Genomic DNA, 25,656 nt, shown 5'->3' with positions numbered 1-25,656 from the left:
GAGGTGAGAGGGATTGAGTGGAATACTACTTGATACTGAATTGTTGCCATTTGCAGTAGTGAATGTAAAACCTGATGGAATCAAAGCAGCTACAAATTCACAAAAAAATTTAGCTGCCAAAGGAGATAGTCCTCCTAAATTTTCAAAAGTGTTAAATCAACAATTGCAGTTAGCTGTTAAAGAAAATGGTGAAACTCTGTCCTCCAAAATCGAGAAAGATAAAAACATCGAAGAAGGTCAAGACGCAAAATTTGCTGATATAGAAGATACGCTGATTAAAGATGTTTTTAATTGGCTGCAATACTTAATAAATACTTTAAACGTAACAGGACAAATGAGGGAGGGCGAACAACAGTCAGTTGGCTCTCAGGAATTGGTTAGAGTTTTTCAAAAAGAAGTGGGACAACTGCTGCAGAATTTTTTCAAGGCAAAAATTTGGATATTGACAAAATCTCTCAAAAAATTAGCCAACTTTTAGAGAAAAACTTCGGCATCAAATTGCAATCAGATACAATAGCTAACGCTATTAAAACCGGCAATTTTGAAGAAATTTTAAGTCTCTATAAAAATAAAAATCCTGATGGGGAAATTGCGAAAGTACAAGAATCAGATATGTACGTTTCTCGTTTACAATCCTCTAATGCTAAAGAAGGAAAAAATAATTTGACACAAGTTAAAGAAGAAGATGAGAATTTGACTCAATTAAATTCACAGCGTCTTTTGAGTACAGTCAGTAAGGATAACAGTACAAAATCAAAAAATTTACCATCAAATTCAAATAACGAATTCTTTGCAATTAAGAAAGACGGAGATTTTGAGCAAAATCAGTCGTTTCAACAAAATGACTTTGCATTTTTAAAACACGACACAAAAATCTTTGATAATCAATTAATACAACAAAACTCTAAATTCCATCAAAAACCTGAAATTCAAATTTTTGACCAAATAATAAACAACATAATTCTTTCAAAAAATGAAGTTTCTTCGACTATTAGTATACAATTAAAACCAGAATTTTTAGGGAAACTTCAAATTAACCTTAAATCTATAGATGGTAACATCATCGCTACCATAATAACAGACAGCGAGAAGTTAAAACATCAGATTGAATCTAATTTAGCAATTTTAAATAGTCAGTTAGATTTAAAAGGAATTAAAATAGATAGTTTTAATGTGACAGTAGACAAAAATATGCAATTTACTTCTCAATACAATGGCCAGCAAGGTTTTAACGATGCATCAAAGCAGCAAAATATGCAAAAAGGATATGTCAATTACTTAGTTTATGAACTTCCACAAACAGAAGAGATAGATCTGCCACCACAAAATTATCAGATTTCACAAGACCATATTGACGTAAAAGCGTAGAAAGGAGGGAATATTGTGGATATAAATACTAATTACAATATTACAACTGTTTACACTAACAGAGTAACAACATCAAAAGACCAATTGGGAAAGGATGATTTTTTAAAACTTTTAGTCACCCAGCTAAAAAATCAAGATCCTTTAAATCCAATGGATGATAGAGAATTTATTGCACAATTGGCACAGTTTTCAACGTTAGAACAAATGCAAAACATGAATAGCAGCTTTAATGCGGTAAGAGCTATAAATTTGATAGGCAAAAATATATATGCTACCATTACTGACAATAATGGGAATTCTCAAACTGTGACAGGAAAAGTAGATGTTGTTTATAAGCAAAATGGAGAATACTTTTTACAAGTGAACGGCATAGATGTGCCAGTGGATGCTGTGACAGCTGTTTCAGAATGAGGTGATAAAATGTCTGAGATAGTGAAAATCCCTCAAAACCTAAATGTCAATTATTTAGCCCAGAGAGTAGCAGGTAACAATGGAACTTCTACAGCCTTCAAAGAAGTTTTAAATGAAAAAATTGATGAACTAAAATTTTCAAAGCATTCACTTATGAGGATGGAAATGAGAAATGTTAAAATTACGCAGAAAGAATATCAAAAGCTTTTGGAGGCAGTAAACAAAGCTAACCAGAAAGGAATAAAGGATTCTCTAATCATAATAGATAACAAAGCCTTTGTAGTAAATTTAAAATCTAAGACGGTTATAACGGCAATGGATGGAGAAATGTTAAAAGATAGTGTTTTTACAAATATAGACGGTGCTGTAATAATTTAAGCCGGACCTTAACGAGGGGGCTTATCGCTTTTGACTGACAGAGAAAGCGAGCAGCACCGAAAATAAAGGGAGGAGAAAAAATGTTAAGGTCAATGTATTCTGCAGTTTCAGGGTTGAAAGCTCATCAAGCAAGGATGGATGTAATAGGAAATAACATAGCAAATGTCAACACTGTTGGATATAAAGCCAGCAGAATGACTTTTAAAGAAATATTTAGTCAGACGATAAAAGGGGCTTCTGCGCCTCAAGGAAATGGCGGTGGAACTAATCCTCAACAGATTGGTCTGGGAGTAGCTATAGCTTCAATTGACACGTTGTTTACAAGAGGCGGTGCTCAAAGAACAGATAATCCTACAGACCTTTCAATTGATGGAAATGGATTTTTCATTGTCTCCAATGGAGGAGCAAATTTGTACACAAGGGCAGGAAACTTTAGCTTTGACTCTAATGGAGATTTAGTGACACCTGATGGATATAAAGTTTTGGGTTGGATGTCAACAGATGGGAAAACAGTAAACACTGATACAGGAAATTTAGTGCCAATAAGCCTTAAAAATTGGTCAAGCATAGACCCGGTAGCGACTACACAATTAGAAATAGGAGGAAATCTAAATGCTTCAACAGCAATAGATGCAGATATAAGCTATAATATCGTTGTATATGATTCTCAAGGAGGAAGTCATGTAGCAACTATCACTTTTACTAGAAAAGGGGCAAATTCATGGGATTGGAAAGTATCCTCTTCTGATCCAGCAATTTCATCTATCGATGGTACAGGTACTCTTACTTTTGATTCTGAGGGGAAAATTGCGCCAGATCAAAGTGGAAATAGAATTGCAACTGGTACCCTGACTTTTAATATGGATAGTAATATGACAAACGCAACTATTGGTCCTGTTGTTTCACTTGACCTTTCAAAACTTACTATGTTCTCAAGTGAGACCGATTTGAGGGAACTTAGTAAAAATGGAAATGAAGCGGGTTCTTTGGAGAGCATTAACATAGACAAATATGGAGTTGTATCAGGTATATATTCCAATGGTCGCCGACAGATAATTGGGCAAATTGCTATTGCAGATTTTCAAAACCCCATGGGATTAGAGAAGATAGGAAATACCATGTTTATTAATACAGTAAACTCAGGAGAACCAATGATAGGAGCAGCTGGTACAGGTACAAGGGGCTCTATAAATCCTGGAACCTTAGAGATGTCTAATGTAGATTTGTCTAATGAATTTGCAGATATGATTGTAACTCAAAGAGGTTTTCAAGCTAATGCGAAAGTTATAACTGTCTCTGATGAAATATTGCAAGATCTTGTTAATATGAAGAGATAATTATAGTCTGCTGGGCTTTGTGCCCAGCAGATGTAATGGAGGAAAATTATGATTTATGTTACCCGTCTTAATAATGAAGAATTCATTGTCAACGCTGAGTTAATTGAATTCATAGAGAGAACACCAGATACGGTCATAAGCCTTACCACTGGTAAAAAAATAGTTGTAAAAGAAACGCCAGAGGAAATTATACAAAGAGTCATAGAATATAAGCAAAAAATTTTCACTAAAGAGGTGTTAGAATGAATACAAAGACGATTCTTATAGCAGTAGTTGCGGCAGTTTTATCGTTTGGTATTGCTTTCGTATATTTTAATAATTTTGCATTTACTAACAAACCTAAAGAAATCACCTATTATAATTACTCTCCTGGCGGAGAATTTATAACTAATTTAAAGGGAGACGGAAAATTTGTCAAGGCAACAATAGAGTTGCAAGTTGCAGATAAAAATATTTTAAAAACCTTAGAAGAGAGGAATCCCCAGATTAGAGATTTGATAATCCAAATTTTAAGAGGAAAAACAGAACAAGACGTGGAAGGGCCTGAAGGACAGGAGAAGTTAAAAAACGATATAAAAAATGAGATAAATAAAATAATAGGTGAAGGAAAAATTGTAAATGTATATTTTGATGAATTTATTGTTCAATAGGGAGGAGGGGGGCTTTTGGCTGAAATATTATCGCAGAGCGAGATAGATGAACTATTAAAAGCTTTTAGTTCGGGTGGGTTAGATGTCCAAGAAATTGAAAAAGCAGAAGAAACTAAAAGTAAAAAGATAAGAAATTATGATTTTAGAAGGCCTAATAAATTTTCAAAAGAACAACTGCGAACTCTTCAAATGATTTTTGAAAATTTGTCAAGGTCTCTAACTTCCTTTTTGTCAGGATATTTGAGAACAATAGTAAATGTTACAGTGGTCTCTGTTGACCAGCTGACTTATTATGAGTTTAGTAATTCTTTAAACAATCCAGTTTTCATTGCTATTATTGATGCAGCTCCTTTAGAAGGCCCTTTTCTCTTGGAATTTAATAATAATACTACTTATGCAATACTTGATAGAATTTTGGGAGGAATGGGAAAAGGCGAGCTTTTGGATAGGGATTACACTGAGATCGAGATTAGCCTTTTGACTAAAATTGTAAAACAAATACTTCCACTTTTCAAGGAACCGTGGAGTAATATATTAGATATTAATCCCTCTTTAATAAGAGTGGAAACTAATTCGCAGTTTGCTCAAATAATATCTCCTAATGAGACTGTAGCTTTGTGTACTTTATCTATAAAAATCAATGAAACAGAAGGAATAATGAATTTTTGTATGCCTCATTTGACATTAGAACCTATTGTACCCAAATTAACGACGAAATTTTGGTTTTCTAGCATGAAAAAAGAAGATAAGGTAAATCCGGAACTTATAAAGAGTAAAATAAGCAAAACTTATATACCCCTTACTGCTCAACTTGGTTCTACAACCATTACTGTAAAAGAATTTTTGGAGCTTGAAATAGGAGATATAATTATGTTAGATAAACATTTCAAAGAACCTGTAGATATAATAATCGATAAAAAAGTCAAATTTAGAGGTATACCTGGCATCAAAAATAACAAATACAGTGTAAGAATAACAGAAGTTATTTACAAAGGAGATGAAGAAAGTGAATGACTTTTTATCACAAGAGGAAATAAATGCACTATTAAAGGGATTAACGGAGGAATCTACTGAAAACCAAGTTACAAATTTAAAAGAATTAACAGAAGAAGAAAAAGATATATTAGGTGAAATTGGAAATATAAGTTTTGGCACTTCAGCCACTACTTTATATACTTTATTGAGAAATAAAGTTACTATTACTACTCCAAAAGTTTCAGTACTGTCTTGGGAAGAGTTGAAAAAGGAATTTAATATTCCTTACGTGGGTGTTGAAGTAGAGTACACGGAAGGACTAAAAGGTCATAACCTTCTTATTTTAAAAAAGAAGATGTACTTAAAATGACAGATTTGATGATGGGGGAGAAGGAAAAGTAGAAGATGGAGAAATTACTGATCTGCATTTAAGTGCAATAGGAGAAGCCATGAACCAAATGATAGGTTCTGCTGCTACTTCTCTTTCTACCCTTCTCAATAAAACTATAAATATTTCACCGCCTAAAGCTTTTATTGTTGATTTTACTGCCTCTTTGCCAACAGATATTTCATTTCCGGAAGGCGATGTAGTAAAAATTGCCTTTAAAATGGAAGTAGGAGAAATAATCGATAGTGAAATTATGCAGCTTTTGCCTCTTGATTTTGCTAAGGAACTAGTGCAAAGTGTTTTGTCGAAAAATGAAGAAAAACCATCAGAAGTGACTTTCCAAGAAGAGAGTTCTAATGTTATAATAGAAAATGATGAAAAGATTGTCGAAACAGCTAATAATATATCACCAGGGGGGAAAGTTACCAAGAAAGAACAGAAAGTCAATGTAAGTCCTGTAGTTTTTCAAAGCTTTGACGAAGATTCTTCTTCTAAAGGTAAAAAAGATAAAGAAAATTTAGATTTAATTTTAGATGTTCCTCTTACTATTACTGTCGAATTAGGCAAGACTAAAAAACTTATAAAAGATATTTTAGAATTAAGTGAAGGTTCTATTATTGAATTGGATAAATTGGCAGGTGAGCCAGTAGATATTTTGGCAAATGGAAAGTACATAGCTAAAGGGGAAGTAGTGGTAATTGATGAGAATTTTGGGGTTAGAATTATAGATATTGTTCATCAAAGCAAAAGAATTAGCAATATAGAATAAAGATGAGGAGGAATCATTTGTGAGCAAAATAATGATAGTTGACGATGCTGCTTTTATGAGGATGATGATTAAAGATATTATTTCAAAAAACAATTTAGGGAGTGTAGTAGAAGCCGAAAATGGTGCTGTAGCAGTAGAAAAATATTTTCAAGAAAATCCAGATCTGGTTATTATGGATATTACTATGCCGGAAATGGATGGAATACAAGCAGTAAAGGCAATCCGTGCAAAGGATCCCAATGCAAAAATAATAATGTGCTCTGCTATGGGGCAACAAGCTATGGTTATCGAGGCAATTCAAGCAGGAGCAAAAGATTTTATCGTAAAGCCTTTCCAACCTGATAGAGTAGTGGAAGCTATTAAAAAATTGTTGAAGTGAGGCGCTTAAAGTGTCTAATGGCACAGAATATGTTTTTCAATTGATATGGTATTTAATTGCTTTCCTTTTAGTAATTGGAGCGGCTTTCTATATAACCCGATTTATAGGACAAAGTACTTTAAGATATACTCGCTCTACTAATTTACAGGTGATAGACTATATTATTTTAGGTAGAGATAAAGGTTTATATATAGTGAAGGTAGGAGACAAATTTTTTCTTATAGGTGTGAGTAACAACAATATAACTTATCTTACAGAGATAAATAAAGAAGATATAAAAGTTCTAACTAATGATAAAGATTTTGTGACAAATTTGAATATTTCAATAGAGAGATTAAAACTGCTAAAAAACAGATATTTGTCTAAAAAAGATGGTGAGCAAAAATGAATTTAGGAGATTGGGTTTCATCGGTAACAGCTCCTTCAAATATAGCTACAAGCCTACAAATAGTTCTTCTGCTGACAGTTTTGACTTTGGCACCTTCTATTTTGATAATGATGACTTCATTTACTCGCATAGTAGTTGTGCTGTCTTTTTTGAGAAACGCGTTAGGACTTCAACAAATGCCTCCTAATCAAGTGTTAATTGGTTTGGCTTTGTTTCTCACTCTGTATATAATGGCTCCTGTGGGGCAAGATATCAACAATAATGCTATTAAACCTTATACTGAAGGAAAAATAACTCAAGAGGAAGCGTATCAAAATTCTATCAAACCATTGAAAAATTTTATGTTGAAGCAAACAAGGCAAAGTGATTTAAATCTTTTTGTAAGTTTAGCTAAAATTAAAGTAAATAATGCAGAAGACCTTCCCATGAGAGTGGTCATTCCTTCTTTTATCATCAGTGAATTAAAAACTGCTTTTGAAATTGGCTTTATAATTTACATTCCCTTTTTGATAATTGATATAGTAGTCGCCAGTGTTTTAATGTCAATGGGTATGTTTATGTTGCCACCTGTTTTGATATCTCTTCCCTTTAAAGTGTTACTTTTTATTTTGGTGGATGGATGGAACCTGGTTGTAAAATCTTTGATTTTAGGTTTTAGATAGGAGATGAAACAAGTTGAATACGGGAATGGTTATAGATATAGGAAGAGAAGCTTTAACTATTGCCTTAACAGTTGCTACTCCTTTATTAGCAGTAGCATTAGGGGTAGGACTTTTAATTAGCATTTTTCAAGCTACTACACAAATTCAGGAACAAACTTTATCTTTTGTTCCTAAAATTGTCGCTATACTTATAAGTCTAATTCTATTTGGGCCATGGATGCTTACTACTTTGGTCAACTACACTCAAAGGTTGTTTTTAAATATTAATAATTTTATAAAGTGATGTAAAATGGATATAATTCAGTATTTACTTCAAAATGTTCAAGTTTTTATATTACTTTTCGTCAGAATGCTTGGCATTTTTATACTTACACCTTTTTTTGGTACAAAAAATGTTCCTACTACTTTTAAAATAGGTTTAGGTTTTTTTGCTGCAGTAATTGTTTTTGATACCATGGGACCAGTGGATTTGCAAATAAATAATGTTTTAGATTACTTTATTGTTGTCATATCTGAGTTCATTGTTGGACTCGTGATAGGGCTGGCATCTATGATATCCTTCAGTGCTATACATTTAGCCGGTCAGCTAATTGATTATCAGTTGGGTTTTGGACTAGTAAACATTTTAGACATTCATAGTGAAACCCAAGTTCCTTTAATGGGAAATTTCATATATATTTTGACAATCCTTATCTTCATGCTTATGAATGGCCATTATACCTTATTTACAATGTTGGCTAAAAGCGTTGATATAATTCCTATTGGGAAAGTTGCTTTTGATTTATCTGGTATGTCTCAGGTCTTAACAAAAATGGTCTCTGATATGTTTATATTAGGTTTTAGAATAAGTGCTCCTATAATTTTAACAACTCTTTTGACAGATTTAACTCTGGGAATAATCTCCCGTACTATACCTCAGCTTAACGTCTTTATGATAGGAATGCCAGCGAAGATTTTTGTTGGAATCTTTACTTTGCTTATTATGTTGCCGATGTACCTGACAATTATAGATTTTATGTTTAATGGAATGAATGCTGACATTTTTAGATTGATGAAATTTATGACAAGGTGATAGTTTTGAGTAAAATAAATTTACAATTGTTTGCTGAAGAAAAAACTGAACCAGCTACCCCTAAAAGGCGACAAGACGCAAGAAAAAAAGGACAAGTCTTCCAAAGCAGAGAAATAACTTCTGCTTTAGTAATTGTAGCAGGTTTTTTGGCAGTAAATATACTTGCAATACCTTTTTTAGGAAAAATGATGGTTTTAACAAAGTATTTGATTTATACCTATTCTGGAGCTAATGACGATGTTTTTAATGTAGTAGGTATACGAAATCTGTTTACATACGTCTTGCAACAAGCAATATCAATAATTATGCCTATAATTTTATTGATTTTTGTTGTTTCTCTTGCATCAACTTATCTTCAAGTAGGCTTTGTATTTACAACCGAGCCCCTTGCCTTTAAATTCGAAAGATTAAATCCTGTGGAGGGCTTTAAGAGAATTTTTTCAAAAAGAGCATTAGTAGAATTAGCTAAATCTATTGCTAAAGTGGCAGTTCTTTTCTATATAATGTACTCTTTTTTAGCTTCTCAATATAAAGGTATACCAATGCTTCTTGATATGTCAGTTCAAGATATATTAAAATACGCTTTAAACATACTTTTGGGAATTACTATTAGAATAGGAATTGTACTTATTGTTCTTGGAGCGTTAGATTATTTCTTCCAGTGGAGAGAATATGAAACAAGTCTTAAAATGAGTAAAGAGGACATAAAGGAAGAGTTTAAAGAGACAGAAGGAAACCCACAGATAAAAGCAGAGATAAGAAGAAAGCAGCGACAAGTTTCTATGAGAAGAATGATGCAAGACTTAAAAAAGGCAGATGTCGTAATAACAAACCCAACTCATCTTGCTGTTGCTCTTATGTACGATAGTAATGTCAATGATGCACCTGTAGTGATAGCTAAAGGGCAGGACATTATTGCCCTCAGAATAAAAGAAGAAGCTAAGAAGTTAAATATCCCTATAGTAGAGAATAAGCCATTGGCTCAAGCACTGTATAGGTCTACTGAAATAGGAGATATGATTCCACCAGAGCTTTATCAAGCTGTAGCTGAAGTTTTGGCTTATGTCTACAGCTTAAAGGGAGAATAGGAGGGATAATTTGAAAGCCTCTGAGTTTACTGTGGTTCTTTTTGTAGTAGGAATAGTCTTGCTCATAATAATTCCTGTACCACCTGTTATCATGGACTTTTTATTAATATTTAACATAACTTTGTCTATAATAATACTTTTAACTACTATGTATGTAAAAGATGCTTTAGATTTTTCTATATTTCCTTCTATATTATTAATAACTACTCTTCTGAGACTGGCTCTTAACATTTCGAGTACGAGACTTATTTTAAGCAATGCCTATGCAGGTGGCGTAATACAGGCCTTTGGAAGTTTTGTAATAAGTGGAAATCCAGTTGTCGGATTTATTATTTTCTTGATAATTGCAATTGTACAATTTATCGTCATAACCAGAGGAGCAGAGAGAGTATCTGAAGTGTCAGCAAGATTTACTTTGGATGCAATGCCGGGAAAGCAAATGGCAATAGATGCTGATTTAAACGCAGGTCTTATAACAGAAAAAGAAGCTCGTGAGAGGAGAAAAGAAATACAGAAAGAGGCAAAATTTTATGGGGCAATGGATGGTGCTAGTAAATTTGTCAAAGGCGATGCAATTGTTTCTATAATTGTTATAATTATAAATATTGTTGCAGGTCTCATTATTGGAATGGTAATGAAGGGGATGGATATAAATAGGGCTTTAAATACTTATACTGTTTTAACAGTAGGCGAGGGTTTGGTAAATCAAATACCAGCACTTTTAATATCAACTGCTACTGGAATGATTGTCACTCGTTCAGCTTCTGAATCAAATTTAGGAGGGGATGTAATAAAGCAGCTTTTCAATCAGCCTCGAATTCTGAAAATAGCAGCTGGGTTGCTCTTCGCATTGGTATTAGTACCTCTTTTACCTAAACTCCCACTTATCTTAATGGGTTCATTGTTTGCATATCTTGGATTTGCAGGGACTCAAAAAGTAACAGTAAAAGAAGAAGAACAAGAAGAAAACATAAAAGAGTTAGAGAATATAAGAGATCCTAAGAAAGTATATGAATTATTGCAAGTTGACCCTATTGAACTGGAATTTGGTTATGAATTGATTCCTCTTGCAAGTGGAGAATTGTTAGATAGAATTGTCATGATAAGAAGACAAATTGCTCTTGATTTGGGTATTGTGGTCCCAATGATTCGTTTAAGAGATAATATTCAATTAAAACCAAATGAATACGTCATAAAGATTAGAGGAAATGAAATTGCCAGAGGCAAGGTATACGTTGATAGGTATATGGCTATGACTGCCGGAGAAATAGATGAAGATATTTCTGGAATTCGAGAAAGAGAACCAACTTTTGGATTGCCTGCAATTTGGGTAGATGAAAACGAAAGGTCAATGGTTGAGGCAAGAGGATATACCGTCGTAGATGTTCCTTCTGTCATTGCTACTCACCTTACTCATATTATAAGACAGCATGCCCATGAACTTTTAGGAAGGCAAGAAGTGCAGAGTTTAATTGACAATGTAAAAACTACAAATCCTGCCTTAATAGAAGAATTAGTTCCTAAGCTTTTAACAATAGGTGAAATAGAAAAAGTGCTTTCTAACCTTTTAAGAGAGGGGCTATCTATTAGAGATTTAGTCACCATATTAGAGACTTTAGCTGATTATGCCCCTATTATACGAGATACAGATGTTTTAACAGAGTATGTAAGACAGGCTTTAGCTCGTACTATTTCCAATAAATATGCTGCAGGTGGTAAAATTGAAGTTATAACGTTAGATCCGAGTGCTGAACAGTTAATATCCTCTAGTATAACTCAGACAGAACATGGTTCTTATTTAGCATTGGAGCCTTCTTCGGCACAAAGGATTTTAAAGAGTATCCATGAATTAGTAAAAAAGGTAACTTTAAAGGGTGGACAACCTGTAATTCTGACAGCGCCTGTAACTCGATTTTATCTCAGAAAGTTAGTAGAACAAATTTCTCCCGATATTGCTGTTTTGTCATATAATGAACTTTTACCAAAAATTGAAGTTACATCGGTGGGGACGGTGAGGTTAAATGAAAGTTAAAAAATATATTGCTAACGATTATCAAGAAGCTTTAAGAATGATAAAAGCGGAAATGGGAAGTAACGCTGTAATACTTCATCAAAACAAAATTAAAGAAAGAGGGATTATAGGACTTTTTAAGAAGAGTAAAGTGGAAGTAGTAGCAGCGGTAGAAGATTACCCACCGGTAATACCTAAAGAAAGTATTACAAAAAATGATATAAATGAACTTAAAAATTTGATAAAAACTATAGCAGTCAATAAAAATGAAGCGGTTACAGAAACTAAGGAAAAAACTTTAGTTTCTAGATTAATGGATTATGGGATAGAAAGGGAAGTATCACACTTGTTAGGAGAGGGAATTGATGAACTTGATAATAAAGGAATAAAAATTTTAAAAGAACGAATAGAGGCTTTTATGGGACCTCCTCAAAAATTGAATACTGAAAAAAGCAAAAAAATTTTGTTCATTGGACCTACTGGAGTGGGGAAAACTACTACAATTGCAAAAATTGCTTCTAATTTGATATTGAATGAAGGTAAAAATATAATGCTCGTTACAGCAGACATTTTCAGAATAGCGGCGGTAGACCAGCTGAAAACTTATGGGGAAATTTTGGGAGTGCCAGTAAAAGTAGTAAATAATATTTTTGACCTTCATAAACTTCAGCCAGAGCTTGAAAAGTACGATGCTGTTTTGATAGATACAGCGGGAAGAAGCCATAAAGATGAAAAGCGAATAAATGAATTGAAAACCTTCATTAAATATGCAAACTGTGATGAAACTTATTTATGCTTGAGTGCTACGACTAAATCGGAAGATTTAAAGGAAGTGATAAAAAGATATGAATTTGCAGGAGATTATAAATTAATTTTTACAAAATTAGATGAAACCGATAATTATAGTTCCATTTTAAATGCTGTTTATTATTCAGGGCGGCCAATTTCTTATTTTACAAATGGACAAATAGTTCCTGATGATATAACTTTAGCAGGAAGTGAAATTATCGCCTCAAGTATAGTAAAGGGGAATTAGTATATGATGGACCAGGCTGAAAGTTTAAGAAAATTGGTTTCCCAAAAAAATAAAATAAAAAGAAGCAGGGTTATTACAATTACAGGTGGAAAAGGCGGCATTGGCAAAACATGTATCTCAGTAAATCTTTCTTTGGGGCTTAAAAAATTGGGCTATAATGTTACGATTATTGATGCAGATTTGGGATTTTCAAATGTCGAAATTGAATTAGGAGTTACTTCTAAGTATACTTTATTAGATGTTTTATACAACAACAAAATGATAACAGAAGTCATAAGCGAAGGACCTTTAGGCATAAAATACATATCTTCTGGTGGAGATTTCAACCTTATCAATGAAGGAGTAGATTTAAGCCTTTTTCTAAACAACATTAAAATTTTAGACTATTATTCCGATTTTATTATTATAGATACGGGTGCAGGGCTCAATAACGTAATTAGCAATTTTTTGAAAGCGGCCGATGAAGTTTTACTCATAGTAACTCCTGAACCCACGTCTATTATGGATGCATATACTCTTATTAAGTATTCACTGGTAGGTGAAGATAAAAAGATTAATGTGCTGATAAATAAGGTAAAAAATTTTAATGAATACAAAAAAATTTATGAGAGGTTTGAAGCAGTAGTTAAAAACTATTTGGGTGTTCCTTTGATTGATTTGGGTTATTTGGAAAATGACGAAAAGATGATGGAATGTATAATTGAGCAACATCCCATTGTTCTTAAATATGAAAATAGTAAAACCTCAAAAAGGATATTGCAAATTGCAGCTCAAATAGCTAATCAACCTCCTCCTATAGAAAACAAGGGGTTGTGGGGTATTTTTTCTAGACTTATAAATAGAGGAGGATTTAGATGAATCAGATAAATTTACAACCAGGGCAGAAATTAAGATTAGGGTTAAACAATAGTCAAAATATGTACTCATCTCAAGTACAGGATATTTCTAAAAATGGAACTATATTAATTGATACTCCAGTATACAGTGGACATTTAGTTCCTGTGAGAATAGGTTCAATAGTTCAAATAATTTATTTTACAAAACAAGGTTTATTTACCTTTTATGCCAAGGTTTTAAATAGATTTTCTGGAAAACTTGCTCTTTTAGAAATAATGCCTATAAGCAGTGTAGAAAGATTGCAAAGGAGACAGTATTTTAGATTAGAAAAAGTGATTCCCTTTACTTATACTATTAGTGGTGGAGAAGAAGATAAGGTTTATAAAGGCCTTATTCAAGATATAAGCGGTGGAGGATTAAGATGTAAGGTAGATAAAAAATTAGAGGTAGGGACTATCATAAATTGTGTTTTTACATTAGACCAAGAGATAACAGTAAGCGGAAAAGTAGTGAGATATGAAGAATTATTAGAAAAAGGATATGAAATTGGTCTCTGTTATGTGGACATTGATGAAAAAGTAAGAGAAAAAATTATAAGCTATATCTTTGAAGAACAGAGAAAAAGTAGACAAAAAGGGATTGAATGATTTATGAAAAATGATTGTCTTGTTATAATTGGGGCTTCTACTGGGGGGCCTAAAGCACTGCAATATATATTGACAAATTTACCAAAGGACCTTTTTGCTTCAGTAATTGTAGTACAACATATGCCAGAAAAGTTTACTAAAATGATGGCAGAAAGATTAGACCAAAGTTGTAATCTCAAAGTAAAAGAAGCAGTAGATGGAGAGGAAATTTTGAAAAATGTAGCTTATATCGCACCTGGCGATAAAAATTTATTATTAATTGAAGAGAATGATAAAGTAAAAATTAAACTTTCTACTGATTTTGAATCTGTTTATAAACCTTCCATTGATGCTACTTTCATAAGTGCTTCCCAAATAAATGCTTGCATAATAGCTGTTATTTTGACAGGTATGGGAAGTGATGGTTCGAAAGGACTTAAGTTTTTAAAAGAGAGAGGAAGTTTTATTATATGTCAGGATATCAATTCTTCTTTAGCGAAAGGAATGCCTTATAACGCTATAAAAACAGGATTTGTTGATAAAGTTCTTCCTTTGGATAAAATTCCAGTAGAAATAATTGAGAAGGTGAGGGAATTTTATGGAAAATAATCAATACATCGATATATTTATTGAAGAATCACAAGAGCATATAGAAAATTTAAATAGCAATTTATTGCTTTTGGAAAATGACCCTGAAAATAGGCAAGTAATCGATGAGATTTTTAGGTCTGCCCATACTTTAAAAGGCATGGCTGCTACTATGGGCTTTGAAAACATGAATAAATTAGCTCATAAAATGGAGGATGTATTACAAGAGGTAAAAAATGGTCAATTGCATATTTCTCATGCAATCATGGATATTCTTTTTAAGTGTGTAGATACTTTAAGTGAAATGCTGGATTCAATATCACAAACAGGAGAAGATAATGTACCTATTGATGAGTTGATATTTTTACTTTCAGGTGTAAGTTCTAAATCTGGAAACAAAGAAAATATTGTACAAAAGGAAAATGATGCTTCTGGGAGCGATACTCTACTAAATGTATACGAAGAAGATATAATAAGAGAGGCAGCAAAAGATAATTACAAAGCCTATAAAATAACAGTACATATTGACAAAGGGTGTGTTATGAAATCCGCTCGTGCTTTTATAATCTTTAATAGTTTAGATGAAATAGGAGACATAATAAATTCTTCTCCCTCTGTAGAAGACATTGAAGATGAAAAATTTGAGGATAGTTTCACTGTTCACATCATTACAAAAGAGGATAAAGAAAGTATTGAAAAAAGATTATTGTCTATTGCTGAGGTCAACAACGTGGAAGTGGAACTAATAAACATTGATTTAAATAAAGAAGGGGAAAGATTTGTCAAAGAGGTATCTTCTTCACAATCTCAAAGTTTTGAGAACATAAAAAAATCTCAAAGCAATAATAAAACTTCAAAAAGTGTAAGAGTAGATATAGACAGATTGGATAATTTAATGAATTTAGTAAGTGAGCTTATAATCATAAAAACCCGCCTTGAAGGGTTAGAGGCAGATAATAAAAACTCTGAAACTGTAAGTGCTATTGAATATTTAGAGAGAATAACTACTAATTTACATGATGCTGTTATGAAGGTAAGAATGGTACCAGTTGAAAGAGTATTCAACAGGTTTCCAAGAATGGTAAGGGATTTATCCTATGAGTTAGGCAAAAAAATTGTTCTCAATATGTATGGACAAGATACAGAAGTAGATAGAACTGTCATAGATGAAATTGGTGATCCTTTAGTTCATTTGATAAGAAATTCCATTGATCATGGTATCGAAATACCGCAAGAAAGGTTGCAAAAAGGAAAACCAGAACAAGGTACCATTAATTTGAGAGCTTATCATGAAGGTAATAATGTCATAATAGAAGTTAGTGATGATGGAAGAGGAATTGATATAGAAAAAGTCAAAGCAAAAGCAGTAGAGAAAGGCATTTACACCGCTGAGCAAGTAAATGACCTTTCTAAAGATAAAATTTTAGACCTTTTATTTAGGCCAGGTTTTAGCACTACTGACAAAGTTACAGATATTTCTGGCAGAGGCGTAGGATTAGATGTAGTAAAAAATAAAATCGAATCCTTAAACGGCTCAATTGAAATATTATCAGAAATAAATAAGGGAACAAAATTTATAATTAAACTTCCTCTTACTTTAGCAATTATACAAGCTTTATTAGTAAAAGTAGGAGATGAAAAATTTGCAATTCCCCTTAATTCAATTTCAGAAATAGTTCATAAAAAAGAGGAAGAAATACACAATGTTCAAGGAAAGGAAGTAGTTCTTTTTAGAGGAAAGGTAATTCCAATAATAAGATTAAATGAAGTATTAGAAACCAAAAAGATTTCTAATAATGGAAATTTGGTGTGTGTAATTATCAAAAAAGGCGAAAATTTAGCATGCTGTACTGTAGATGAATTAATTGGTCAGCAAGAGATAGTTATAAAACCATTAGGGAAGTATCTTTCTAATGTCAAAGTTATTGCAGGAGCTACAATATTGGGAGATGGCCAAGTGGCCTTGATTGTCGATGCCAATAATTTGTTTTAACAGGGAGGGAGAATTTTGAGCCTATATGTTATCGCCAAAATTGATGAGGAAGAATATGCAATAAACATAGAAAAAGTGCAGACTATAGAAAAAGTAATGCCTATAACAAGAGTTCCTCAGACTGAAAGTCATGTAAAAGGCGTTATAAATTTAAGAGGAGAAATAATTCCTGTGATTTCTTTAAGAGCAAAATTGGGTTTACCAGAAAAAGAGTACGATGAAGATACAAGAATTGTGGTTTTAAAGGCTTACGATATGTTAGTAGGCATGATTGTAGATAATGCTAATGAAGTGGTTGATATTGCAGAAGAAGATATTGATAACTTGGTTTTTAATGAGGCTTCTGACGAATTTGGAAAATTCGTCAGCAAAGTAGGAAAAATTAAAGATAAGGTATTTCTCATTTTAGATTTAAAAAAATTATTAGATGTCAGGGTGTGAGAAATGTGGATATTAATCGATTAAATGAAATGTACTTAGACATTTTAAAAGAATTAGGAAATATTGGAGCAGGAAATGCTATAACTGCTCTTTCAACAATGATTGGCAAAAAAGTGGACATGCAAGTGCCAAAGGTAAAAATTCTAGATTTTCAAGAAGTATCAGATATATTTGGCTCTGCTGATACGATCATTGTTGGTATTTATTTCGATCTAGATGGAGATGTAAAGGGTAATATTCTTTTTGCACTTGATATAAAAAGCGCTGCTTCTCTTATTTGGAGCCTCATGGGATTGGAAGTAAAAGAAGAATTTGATGAGTTAGAAAAATCCGCTTTAGAAGAAATAGGAAATATTATGGCGGGTAGCTATGTAGCCTCATTATCTACTCTTACTTCTTTAAATATGAAAATTTCACCTCCCGCAATAAGTATAGATATGGCAGGAGCAATTTTGAGTGTTCCGGCTATTAAATATGGAGAAATTTCTGATAAGATTTTGTTTATTGAGACCCAATTTATAGAGGGTGAAAGACTTATAAAAGGTGATTTCTTCTTAATACCAGATATTATCTCTTTTGATTTAATACTAAAAGCGCTTGGAGTTGAAGTGAATGGAAAATAAGATTTACAGGGTTGGAATGGCAGATGCAAAGGTCACACAAAGCCCAGGAATTCTTACAACTATTGGGCTGGGGTCTTGTGTGGGAATTGTTCTTTATGACCCAATTACAAAAGTATCAGGACTAGTACATATTATGTTACCTTATAGTAACAAAATGTCTGATAATTCCAACAAACTTAAATTTGCCGACACCGGAATCCAAATTTTGATTGAAGAAATGGTAAAATTAGGTGCTAATCCTAAAAGGTTGATTAGCAAAATTGCTGGAGGAGCGCAAATGTTCTCTTCTAAAATAAATTCTGACATTATGAACATAGGAGAAAGAAACGCTATTGCTACTAAAGAAGTGCTAGGAAAACTTGGCATACCAATCGTTGCAGAAGATATAGGTGGAAATTATGGAAGGACTATTGAGTTTTATTCTGAAGATGGAAGACTGTTAGTTAAAACTATTGGCTATGGAATTAAATACATTTAAAAATTGGGGGAATTTTGTATGTCATTAGCGGAGGAGGATATATGGAAAACTTATAATTCTAATAAAGACCCAAATTTACGAAATGAAATAATAATCAAGTATATGCCACTTGTCAAACATATTGTTAAAAAACTCATTATTTCTGATATTACTCAATCTGAATATGAAGACTTAATAAATCAAGGAGTAATTGGCCTTATCGATGCAATTGAAAAATATCAGCCTAGTAAAGGTGTAAAATTTGAAACTTACGCTACTTTAAGAATAAGAGGAGAAATAATAGACTATTTGCGAAGAAAAGATTGGATGCCTCGAAGCCTCAAAAAGAAGTACAAAAAAATAGAAGAAACCGTAGAAACACTTCAACAAAAATATAATAGAGAACCTACAGTTGAAGAAATAACAGAAGCTTGCGGCTTAAATGAAACAGATGTTTTAAAGACTTTAAGCTATATCAATGTTTCTAACATTAACTCTTTAGAGGAAGCTATTGAAAATAATTTTAAATTACATGCTATTTCAAATGTAGAATTAAAAAATCCAGAAGAAGAAGTATTGTACAAAGAACTAAAAAGAAAGCTAGCAAGTGCTATTGAGAGTTTACCAGATAAGGAAAGATTAGTTATAACATTGTATTATTATGAAGATTTAAACTACAAAGACATAAGCAAAATTTTGAATTTAACAGAGTCTAGAATATCACAAATTCATACAAAAGCTATTAAAAGGATAAGGGAAATGTTAGGCGAATACTTTTAAAATGGGGGCTTTAAAATGGATGAAAAAAAGTATAAAGTACTTGTTGACGTATCAAGAGATAAACAACAAGCTTATTTGACTTTAATTGAAGACCCCAATGGCATTAGTATTAATAAAGAAGTTTTATTACAAGAAATAGCAAAACATAATATAGTATATGGAATAAAATTCGATGTTATAGATAATATTTGTAAAGATTTGAAAAAGGTAAAAGGTGTATTAATTGCAGAAGGTAAAAAGCCTATAAATGGAGAAGATGGAAAGATAATTTTTGAGATAGACGTAGAAAGGGCTGCAACCCCAAAAATTTTGGAGGACGGAAGTGTAGACTATAAAAATTTGGACTTGTTTAAAAACGTTAAAAAGGGCCAAATAATAGCTCGAAAAATAAATCCTACTGAAGGACAACCAGGAATTAATGTTTTTGGACAAAAAGTTGATGCTCTAGGCGGCAAAGATGTAAGACTTCCTCTTGGAAAAAATACTTATATTGATGAGGATAAGCTTGTAGCTTCTGTAGATGGCCATATTGTGGTTTTAAACAACAAAATAGAAGTACATACTCTTTTGGAAGTAAAAGAAGTCGACACTTCTGTAGGAAACATAAAAACGGTAGCAAGTGTAAAAATTACTGGAAATGTTAAATCAGGTTTTACTGTTGAAAGTGAAGGTAATATAGAAATTTTTGGAGTAGTGGAAGCAGCCACTATAATAGCAAAAGGGAATATCAGTATTCATAAAGGAGTACAGGGCGCTGGAAGGGCAAAAATTATCGCAGAAGGAAATATTACAGCAAAGTATTTACAAAACTGCAGTGTAGAAGCCGGAGAAGATATATACAGTGAAGCGATAATTTATTGCGATGTAAAAGCAGGAGGAAGTGTAAAACTTTTAGGAAATAAAAGCCAAATTATTGGCAGTAAAATTGTAGCTGCAAGAGAAATTTCAGCGGCAAATATTGGTTCAAAAATGGGAACGTATACAGAATTACAAGTAGGTATACTGCCTCAAAAGAGACTGAAAATAGCGGAATTAACTTGTCAAATAGAACAAAACAATGCCCAATTAGAAAAAATAGGAAAAATTCTTAAGTACATAGAAAAAATCGAAAACTTACCTCCTGATAAAGAAGAGATTTATCATAAAGCTAAAAAATCTTTCCAAGATTTAATTTCTCTAAATCATCGTCTAAGTGAGGAATTAAATTCTTTAAAGGAGGAAATAAAAAGTTCTAGTATTGGAATTATAAAAGTTTTTGATACAATATTTCCAGGAACTAAACTCGTCATTGATGACGTGACTTTAAAAATACAAGAACCTATTAAATATGCTATGTTTATAAAAAATGAGGAAGAAATAAAATTTTTTCCTCTAAAATAAGGAGATGAATTTTATGTCCTCCAATGCCCCTATTGATTTAAAATCTATTCTACCCCGTACTGTAGAGGTAGGAAATTTGAAACAAATTGACCTTCAAAAGCCTGTCATTTATTCTCAGCAAATAACAACCCTTTCTAATAGAGAAAATGAAATAAAGAAGACAAAGCCTAATGAACTCGAGAAAACAGAAAAAACTCTTATAAAAGATCGTCGAAACTCTGAACAAAAAAATAAGCAGGAAAAAGATAAGGATAAAAAACGTAAAAAAAACATAGGCCATCTAGACATAAAAGTGTGATAATATATTGACATTTAGCAAAATATATAATATAGTATTCATTGTCAGTCAATAACACACGCCTAATGATTGCAAAAAGGGTGCCTGAAAAGGTCTTTTTGCAAGAGGATTTAGACGGAGGAATAACCATAGGAGGTGGATGTATGTCGGTAATTTCAATGAAGCAGTTATTAGAGGCAGGGGTACATTTTGGTCATCAAACAAGAAGATGGAACCCTAAAATGGCTCCTTATATTTTTACAGAAAGAAATGGAATTTACATCATTGATTTACAACAAACGGTAGAAAAACTGGAACAAGCTTATGAATTTGTCAAAAAGTTGGCCATGGAAGGAGGCACTATTCTTTTTGTTGGGACCAAGAAACAGGCTCAGGATTCTATTAAGGAAGAAGCAGAAAGATGTGGTATGTTTTATGTAAATCAAAGATGGTTAGGTGGAACCCTAACTAATTTTAAAACAATTAGAGGAAGAATTCAACGATTAAAAGAACTCAAAAAAATGGAGGAAGATGGAACTTTTGATGTTCTTCCTAAAAAAGAGGTAATAAAACTTAGGAAAGAAAAGGAAAGATTGCAGAAATTTTTGGGTGGAATAGAGAATATGCAGTCTCTGCCTTCTGCTTTATTCATAGTTGACCCCAAAAAAGAAGCTATCGCTGTGGCAGAAGCTCGAAGCTTGGAAATACCAATTGTAGCTATTGTAGATACCAATTGCGATCCTGAGCTAATCGATTATCCTATTCCAGGAAATGATGATGCTATAAGAGCTGTCAAGCTTATTACTTCAAAGATTGCAGATGCAGTGATTGAAGGCAATCAAGGCGAACAATTTGCTGCTTCAGAAGAGTGAAAATTTTGGTCTAGTGGTAAGGAAAAAGGCAAAGCTCCTTACCACTATTGTATATCATTTATCATTATCTAAGGAGGTTTTTCTAATGATATCAGCACAAGCTGTTAAAGAATTAAGAGAACGAACTGGCGCTGGAATGATGGATTGTAAAAAAGCTTTAATGGAAGCAAATGGAGATATGGAAAAGGCCATAGATATTTTAAGAGAGAAAGGATTGGCTGCTGCTGCTAAAAAAGCAGGTAGAGTTGCTAATGAAGGCTTAGTTGATGCCTACATACACAGTGGTGGAAGAATAGGGGTTTTAGTAGAAGTAAATTGTGAGACAGATTTTGTTGCAAATACTGATGAATTTAAAAATTTTGTTAAAGAAATATGCATGCAAATTGCTGCCGCAAATCCAAAGTATATTTCTCGTGAAGATGTGCCACAAGCTGTTTTGGAAAAAGAAAGAGAAATTTTAAAAGCACAGGCGTTAAATGAAGGGAAACCACAAAATGTCGTAGATAGAATAGTTGAAGGACGTATTGAAAAATTTTATAAAGAGAATTGCTTGTTAGAACAAGAATACATTAGAGACCCAGAAAAAACAGTGAAAGATTTGTTAAATGAGACGATTGCAAAATTAGGAGAAAACATTGTAATAAGAAGATTTGTCAGATTTGAAAGAGGAGAAGGTATTGAAACTTCCTCAAATGAGTAATAAAATTAAATAGGCAACCACATAGGGACACGGTTGTGTCCCATTTTTATAAATTACTTAAAAGATTAAGAAGGATTTTCAAAATTTTTATAGAACTTATAAGAATGGGGTGTTATTGTGTTGTCAGTTGTTTACAAGCGAGTAGTTCTGAAAATCTCAGGAGAAGCTTTGGCAGGAAATAAAGGATTTGGAATCGATTTTGACACAGTTAATCGAATAGCAGACGAGATAAAAGAAGTGAAAGAAATGGGAGTTCAAATTGGTCTTGTAGTTGGCGGAGGAAATATATGGCGGGGAAGAGAAGGTATTGGGATGGACAGAACTACTGCAGACCACATGGGAATGCTTGCGACTGTAATTAATGCTCTTGCACTGCAAGATGCTTTAGAGCAACGGGGAGTTCCTACAAGAGTTCAGACTGCTATTGAGATGAGAGCAATTGCAGAACCCTATATACGCAGAAGAGCAATAAGACACTTAGAAAAAGGACGAGTTGTTATATTTGCTGCTGGGACAGGGAATCCCTTCTTTTCAACTGATACTGCTGCTTCATTAAGAGCAGCAGAAATAGATGCGGAGGTCATACTATTAGCTAAAAAAGTAGATGGAGTCTATGACAAAGACCCAAATAAATACAAAGACGCTGTAAAATTTAAAGAATTATCTTATTTAGATGTTTTAAACAAAGGTTTAGGAGTAATGGATTCAACAGCAACTTCTTTATGCATGGACAATAAAATACCAATCATAGTTTTTGACCTTACTACCTACGGAAATATAAAGAAAGTAGTAACAGGAAAAGATATTGGTACAATAGTGAAGGAGGTTTAAGTATGAGTGATTATTTAAAAGCTAGCGAAGAAAAAATGCAAAAATCTTTGAGCGTTTTAAAAAACGAATTAGCTGCTATAAGAGCAGGTAGAGCAAATCCTGCACTACTTGACCGAATTATGGTAGATTATTATGGTACTCCAACTCCTCTTAACAGATTAGCCACCATTACAGCTCCGGAGCCAAGAGTACTAGTTGTACAACCGTGGGATGTTTCAAAAATAAGCGATATTGAAAAAGCAATACAGAAATCAGATTTAGGAATTAATCCAGTTTCTGACGGTAAAGTGTTAAGATTAGTTTTTCCTGAATTGACTGAAGAAAGAAGAAAAGAATTGGTAAAGTTAGTTCATAAAAAAGCAGAAGAGGCAAAAGTAGCAGTAAGGCAAATAAGAAGAGATGCTAATGATGCTGTAAAAAAGATGGAAAAAAACGGCGAAATTTCGGAAGATGAAAGAAAAAAGAGAGAAGAAGAAATTCAAAAATTAACTGACAAATATATTAAAGAGATAGACAAAGCGGTGGAAGCTAAAGAAAAGGAGATAATGGAAATTTGACAGATTATTATAATAATTTTATAGGAATGGATTTACATAAAATAATAGAAAAATTACCTAAGGACTTAAAATTTAACGTTGTAGAGACAAAATCTATTTTTAAATATGAGGGTTCTCGTTTAAAAGTTGCCAGGATAAAAGAACAAAATAACATTCTTGAAATTACTGTTATTAGAATTTAATCCCCCTCTGACGAGGGGGTGCCCTTATAAAATGAGGAGGAAAATAAATGGTGTTTTTTAGACAAAAAAATAGAGACTTGAGTGACAAGATTGATAAAAATAAATTGCCTATTCACATAGGCATTATCATGGATGGAAATGGAAGATGGGCTCAAAAAAGAGGGATGATGAGATTTTATGGCCATAAAGCTGGTGTTAATGCTGTAAGAGAGGTTGTAAAAGCCTCTAGAGAATTAGGGATAAAATATTTAACTTTATACGCTTTTTCAACTGAAAACTGGAAAAGACCTAAAGAAGAAGTAAATTTTTTAATGGATTTACTCGTTGAATATCTCTCTAAAGAAGTAGATGAATTGAATAAAAATAATGTATTGATTAACTTCATAGGGGATATTTCTGTTTTACCAGAGAAGTGTAAAATTGAAATAGATCGGGCGCAAAATGTAACAAAAAACAACTCTGGCCTTGTACTTAATATAGCGTTAAATTATGGCGGAAGAGATGAAATAGTAAAGGCTGTGAAAAAAATTTGCACAAAGATTTTAAATAAAGAATTGTCCATTGAGGAAATTACAGAACAAACTATAAGTGAAAATTTGTATACTAAAAACCAGCCAGATCCAGATCTTATAATAAGAACAAGTGGAGAAAAAAGATTGAGCAATTTCTTATTATGGCAATCTGCTTATTCTGAGCTTTGGTTTACAGAGGTACTGTGGCCGGATTTTGGCAAAGAACATCTTATTGAAGCAATATTGTATTACCAAACTCGCCAAAGAAGATTTGGGGGAGTATAGTAAGGAGTGGTAAATAAATATGCTAAAAACAAGAGTTATAAGTGCGATAGTAGGCTTGCCAATTTTATTTTTCATTTTAATAAAAGGGGGAAATATGCTTAAAATTGCATTAGTTTTAGTAAGCATATTAGGACTTAATGAATTTTATAATGCTACAAAAAATATTGGGGTACGGCCTGTAAAAATTTTTGGATACTTGTCAGCAATCCTTTTATATTTTTTAGAAAGTAAAATCGCAAAAGTAGATGTATTAGTTATAATCACAATGATGCTTTTTTTGCTGTTTTTGACTAATAAAAAATATAATCTCAAAGATTACGCTCTAACTTTAATGGGAATCATTTATATACCTCTTTTCTTTTTGTACATACAAAAACTTAGAGAAATGCCTGAAGGAATGTACATAGTATGGTTTGTTTTTATAGTCTCTTGGATGACAGATACTTTTGCCTATTTTACCGGTAGATTTTTTGGAAAGCACAAACTTGCTCCTACAATCAGTCCCAAAAAGACGATAGAAGGAGCGATTGGAGGAATCATAGGCTCTACCATAAGCTGTGCTGTATTTGTTTGGTTATTTCCTCAATCGAATGTCAGTATATATCTTTCTGTAATTATAGGTTTATTTGGCAGTTTGATTGCTCAATGTGGAGATTTAATTGCTTCCTTTATAAAAAGAAATTGTTACATTAAAGATTTTGGAAATACAATTCCTGGCCATGGAGGAATTTTAGATAGATTTGATAGTATTTTATTTGTTTCTCCTTTCATATACTTTATTTTTCAGTACTTAATTTAGAAAG

33 protein-coding genes and 1 pseudogene are annotated in these 25,656 nt (G+C 32.6%); all 34 read left to right on the top strand.

All coding sequences use genetic code 11. The features are described 5' to 3' along the window. Window positions 1–13: 13 nt before the first annotated feature. The 34 genes and pseudogenes from OEI98_RS07215 (at window position 14) to OEI98_RS07050 (ending at window position 25,652) form a co-directional block, all read left to right on the top strand. Window positions 14–478 (top strand): hypothetical protein, encoded by a 465-nt coding sequence (locus OEI98_RS07215; protein ID WP_266040479.1) that lies wholly within the window; start codon window positions 14–16, stop codon window positions 476–478. Continuing rightward, window positions 436–1,368: a flagellar hook-length control protein FliK gene (locus tag OEI98_RS07210; protein ID WP_266040477.1), complete on the top strand. Its 933-nt coding sequence runs from the start codon at window positions 436–438 to the stop codon at window positions 1,366–1,368. The genes OEI98_RS07215 and OEI98_RS07210 overlap by 43 nt, the downstream gene beginning before the upstream one ends. A 15-nt stretch (window positions 1,369–1,383) precedes the next feature. Further along, window positions 1,384–1,779 (top strand): flagellar hook assembly protein FlgD, encoded by a 396-nt coding sequence (flgD, locus tag OEI98_RS07205; RefSeq protein WP_003869168.1) that lies wholly within the window; start codon window positions 1,384–1,386, stop codon window positions 1,777–1,779. Between the two features lie 9 nt (window positions 1,780–1,788). Further along, window positions 1,789–2,157, top strand: coding sequence for a TIGR02530 family flagellar biosynthesis protein (locus OEI98_RS07200; protein WP_003869167.1), 369 nt, complete (start codon window positions 1,789–1,791; stop codon window positions 2,155–2,157). A gap of 80 nt (window positions 2,158–2,237) precedes the next feature. Beyond that, complete coding sequence (gene flgF, locus OEI98_RS07195) at window positions 2,238–3,494, top strand: flagellar basal-body rod protein FlgF (protein WP_266040473.1); 1,257 nt, start codon at window positions 2,238–2,240, stop codon at window positions 3,492–3,494. 48 nt (window positions 3,495–3,542) lie between these two features. Next, a complete protein-coding gene (locus OEI98_RS07190; protein ID WP_003869165.1) occupies window positions 3,543–3,740 on the top strand; it encodes a flagellar FlbD family protein in 198 nt (65 codons plus the stop codon). Next, entirely contained in the window at window positions 3,737–4,144 is a 408-nt protein-coding gene (locus OEI98_RS07185) for a flagellar basal body-associated FliL family protein (protein WP_003869164.1), read from the top strand. Before OEI98_RS07190 ends, OEI98_RS07185 begins: the two co-directional genes overlap by 4 nt. 15 nt (window positions 4,145–4,159) lie before the next feature. After that, a complete protein-coding gene (fliM, locus tag OEI98_RS07180; RefSeq protein ID WP_003869163.1) occupies window positions 4,160–5,158 on the top strand; it encodes a flagellar motor switch protein FliM in 999 nt (332 codons plus the stop codon). Beyond that, a pseudogene (gene fliY, locus OEI98_RS07175) lies at window positions 5,151–6,276 on the top strand (flagellar motor switch phosphatase FliY). Before fliM ends, fliY begins: the two are co-directional and overlap by 8 nt. Window positions 6,277–6,295: 19 nt before the next feature. Further along, a complete protein-coding gene (locus OEI98_RS07170) occupies window positions 6,296–6,655 on the top strand; it encodes a response regulator (RefSeq protein WP_003866715.1) in 360 nt (119 codons plus the stop codon). Window positions 6,656–6,665: 10 nt separating this feature from the next. Further along, window positions 6,666–7,043 carry a flagellar biosynthetic protein FliO gene (gene fliO / locus OEI98_RS07165; protein ID WP_266040469.1) on the top strand — a complete coding sequence of 126 codons (378 nt, stop codon included), beginning with the start codon at window positions 6,666–6,668 and terminating at the stop codon, window positions 7,041–7,043. Next, a complete protein-coding gene (gene fliP / locus OEI98_RS07160) occupies window positions 7,040–7,705 on the top strand; it encodes a flagellar type III secretion system pore protein FliP (protein WP_266040467.1) in 666 nt (221 codons plus the stop codon). Before fliO ends, fliP begins: the two co-directional genes overlap by 4 nt. Window positions 7,706–7,718: 13 nt before the next feature. Next, window positions 7,719–7,988 carry a flagellar biosynthesis protein FliQ gene (gene fliQ / locus OEI98_RS07155; protein WP_003869159.1) on the top strand — a complete coding sequence of 90 codons (270 nt, stop codon included), beginning with the start codon at window positions 7,719–7,721 and terminating at the stop codon, window positions 7,986–7,988. Between the two features lie 6 nt (window positions 7,989–7,994). Further along, entirely contained in the window at window positions 7,995–8,777 is a 783-nt protein-coding gene (fliR, locus tag OEI98_RS07150; protein WP_006570399.1) for a flagellar biosynthetic protein FliR, read from the top strand. Then, window positions 8,774–9,865, top strand: a complete 1,092-nt coding sequence (flhB, locus tag OEI98_RS07145) for a flagellar biosynthesis protein FlhB (protein WP_266040465.1) — start codon at window positions 8,774–8,776, stop codon at window positions 9,863–9,865. The genes fliR and flhB overlap by 4 nt, the downstream gene beginning before the upstream one ends. Window positions 9,866–9,875: 10 nt before the next feature. Beyond that, entirely contained in the window at window positions 9,876–11,897 is a 2,022-nt protein-coding gene (gene flhA, locus OEI98_RS07140) for a flagellar biosynthesis protein FlhA (RefSeq protein ID WP_266040463.1), read from the top strand. Further along, window positions 11,887–12,912, top strand: a complete 1,026-nt coding sequence (locus tag OEI98_RS07135) for a DEAD/DEAH box helicase family protein (protein WP_003869155.1) — start codon at window positions 11,887–11,889, stop codon at window positions 12,910–12,912. The genes flhA and OEI98_RS07135 overlap by 11 nt, the downstream gene beginning before the upstream one ends. Window positions 12,913–12,915: 3 nt before the next feature. Continuing rightward, window positions 12,916–13,770, top strand: a complete 855-nt coding sequence (locus tag OEI98_RS07130) for a MinD/ParA family ATP-binding protein (protein ID WP_003869154.1) — start codon at window positions 12,916–12,918, stop codon at window positions 13,768–13,770. Continuing rightward, the gene (locus OEI98_RS07125) at window positions 13,767–14,396 is read left to right on the top strand and encodes a flagellar brake protein (RefSeq protein ID WP_004396193.1); all 630 of its coding nucleotides are present in this window, start codon (window positions 13,767–13,769) and stop codon (window positions 14,394–14,396) included. Before OEI98_RS07130 ends, OEI98_RS07125 begins: the two co-directional genes overlap by 4 nt. A gap of 3 nt (window positions 14,397–14,399) precedes the next feature. Further along, window positions 14,400–14,984, top strand: coding sequence for a CheB methylesterase domain-containing protein (locus tag OEI98_RS07120; protein WP_003866725.1), 585 nt, complete (start codon window positions 14,400–14,402; stop codon window positions 14,982–14,984). Continuing rightward, a complete protein-coding gene (locus OEI98_RS07115) occupies window positions 14,974–16,956 on the top strand; it encodes a chemotaxis protein CheA (RefSeq protein WP_266040459.1) in 1,983 nt (660 codons plus the stop codon). Before OEI98_RS07120 ends, OEI98_RS07115 begins: the two co-directional genes overlap by 11 nt. A 15-nt stretch (window positions 16,957–16,971) precedes the next feature. Then, complete coding sequence (locus OEI98_RS07110) at window positions 16,972–17,397, top strand: chemotaxis protein CheW (protein WP_004396195.1); 426 nt, start codon at window positions 16,972–16,974, stop codon at window positions 17,395–17,397. A 5-nt stretch (window positions 17,398–17,402) separates the two neighbouring features. Beyond that, window positions 17,403–18,020, top strand: coding sequence for a chemotaxis protein CheC (locus OEI98_RS07105; protein WP_019907682.1), 618 nt, complete (start codon window positions 17,403–17,405; stop codon window positions 18,018–18,020). Further along, window positions 18,010–18,498 (top strand): chemotaxis protein CheD, encoded by a 489-nt coding sequence (locus OEI98_RS07100; RefSeq protein ID WP_004396197.1) that lies wholly within the window; start codon window positions 18,010–18,012, stop codon window positions 18,496–18,498. The genes OEI98_RS07105 and OEI98_RS07100 overlap by 11 nt, the downstream gene beginning before the upstream one ends. A gap of 18 nt (window positions 18,499–18,516) precedes the next feature. Next, window positions 18,517–19,257, top strand: coding sequence for a FliA/WhiG family RNA polymerase sigma factor (locus OEI98_RS07095; RefSeq protein WP_004396198.1), 741 nt, complete (start codon window positions 18,517–18,519; stop codon window positions 19,255–19,257). Between the two features lie 15 nt (window positions 19,258–19,272). After that, on the top strand, window positions 19,273–20,637 hold the full coding sequence (locus OEI98_RS07090) for a DUF342 domain-containing protein (RefSeq protein WP_004396199.1): 1,365 nt from the start codon (window positions 19,273–19,275) through the stop codon (window positions 20,635–20,637). Window positions 20,638–20,650: 13 nt separating this feature from the next. After that, on the top strand, window positions 20,651–20,935 hold the full coding sequence (locus OEI98_RS07085; protein WP_004396200.1) for a hypothetical protein: 285 nt from the start codon (window positions 20,651–20,653) through the stop codon (window positions 20,933–20,935). A gap of 143 nt (window positions 20,936–21,078) precedes the next feature. Then, window positions 21,079–21,786 (top strand): 30S ribosomal protein S2, encoded by a 708-nt coding sequence (gene rpsB / locus OEI98_RS07080; RefSeq protein WP_003869145.1) that lies wholly within the window; start codon window positions 21,079–21,081, stop codon window positions 21,784–21,786. Window positions 21,787–21,871: 85 nt separating this feature from the next. Continuing rightward, entirely contained in the window at window positions 21,872–22,486 is a 615-nt protein-coding gene (tsf, locus tag OEI98_RS07075) for a translation elongation factor Ts (RefSeq protein WP_003866734.1), read from the top strand. A 117-nt stretch (window positions 22,487–22,603) separates the two neighbouring features. Further along, window positions 22,604–23,317 (top strand): UMP kinase, encoded by a 714-nt coding sequence (gene pyrH / locus OEI98_RS07070; RefSeq protein ID WP_039929376.1) that lies wholly within the window; start codon window positions 22,604–22,606, stop codon window positions 23,315–23,317. A 2-nt stretch (window positions 23,318–23,319) separates the two neighbouring features. Continuing rightward, window positions 23,320–23,874 carry a ribosome recycling factor gene (gene frr, locus OEI98_RS07065; RefSeq protein ID WP_003869144.1) on the top strand — a complete coding sequence of 185 codons (555 nt, stop codon included), beginning with the start codon at window positions 23,320–23,322 and terminating at the stop codon, window positions 23,872–23,874. Next, window positions 23,871–24,056, top strand: a complete 186-nt coding sequence (locus tag OEI98_RS07060) for a hypothetical protein (RefSeq protein WP_003866737.1) — start codon at window positions 23,871–23,873, stop codon at window positions 24,054–24,056. Before frr ends, OEI98_RS07060 begins: the two co-directional genes overlap by 4 nt. A 47-nt stretch (window positions 24,057–24,103) precedes the next feature. Then, the gene (locus OEI98_RS07055) at window positions 24,104–24,853 is read left to right on the top strand and encodes an isoprenyl transferase (RefSeq protein ID WP_003869143.1); all 750 of its coding nucleotides are present in this window, start codon (window positions 24,104–24,106) and stop codon (window positions 24,851–24,853) included. A 19-nt stretch (window positions 24,854–24,872) separates the two neighbouring features. Further along, on the top strand, window positions 24,873–25,652 hold the full coding sequence (locus OEI98_RS07050; RefSeq protein WP_003869142.1) for a phosphatidate cytidylyltransferase: 780 nt from the start codon (window positions 24,873–24,875) through the stop codon (window positions 25,650–25,652). Window positions 25,653–25,656 lie beyond the last annotated feature (4 nt).

The sequence above is a fragment of the Thermoanaerobacter sp. RKWS2 genome (assembly GCF_026240795.1).
Taxonomy (GTDB): domain Bacteria; phylum Bacillota; class Thermoanaerobacteria; order Thermoanaerobacterales; family Thermoanaerobacteraceae; genus Thermoanaerobacter; species Thermoanaerobacter ethanolicus.
This window is presented reverse-complemented; position numbering and strand designations above follow the sequence as displayed.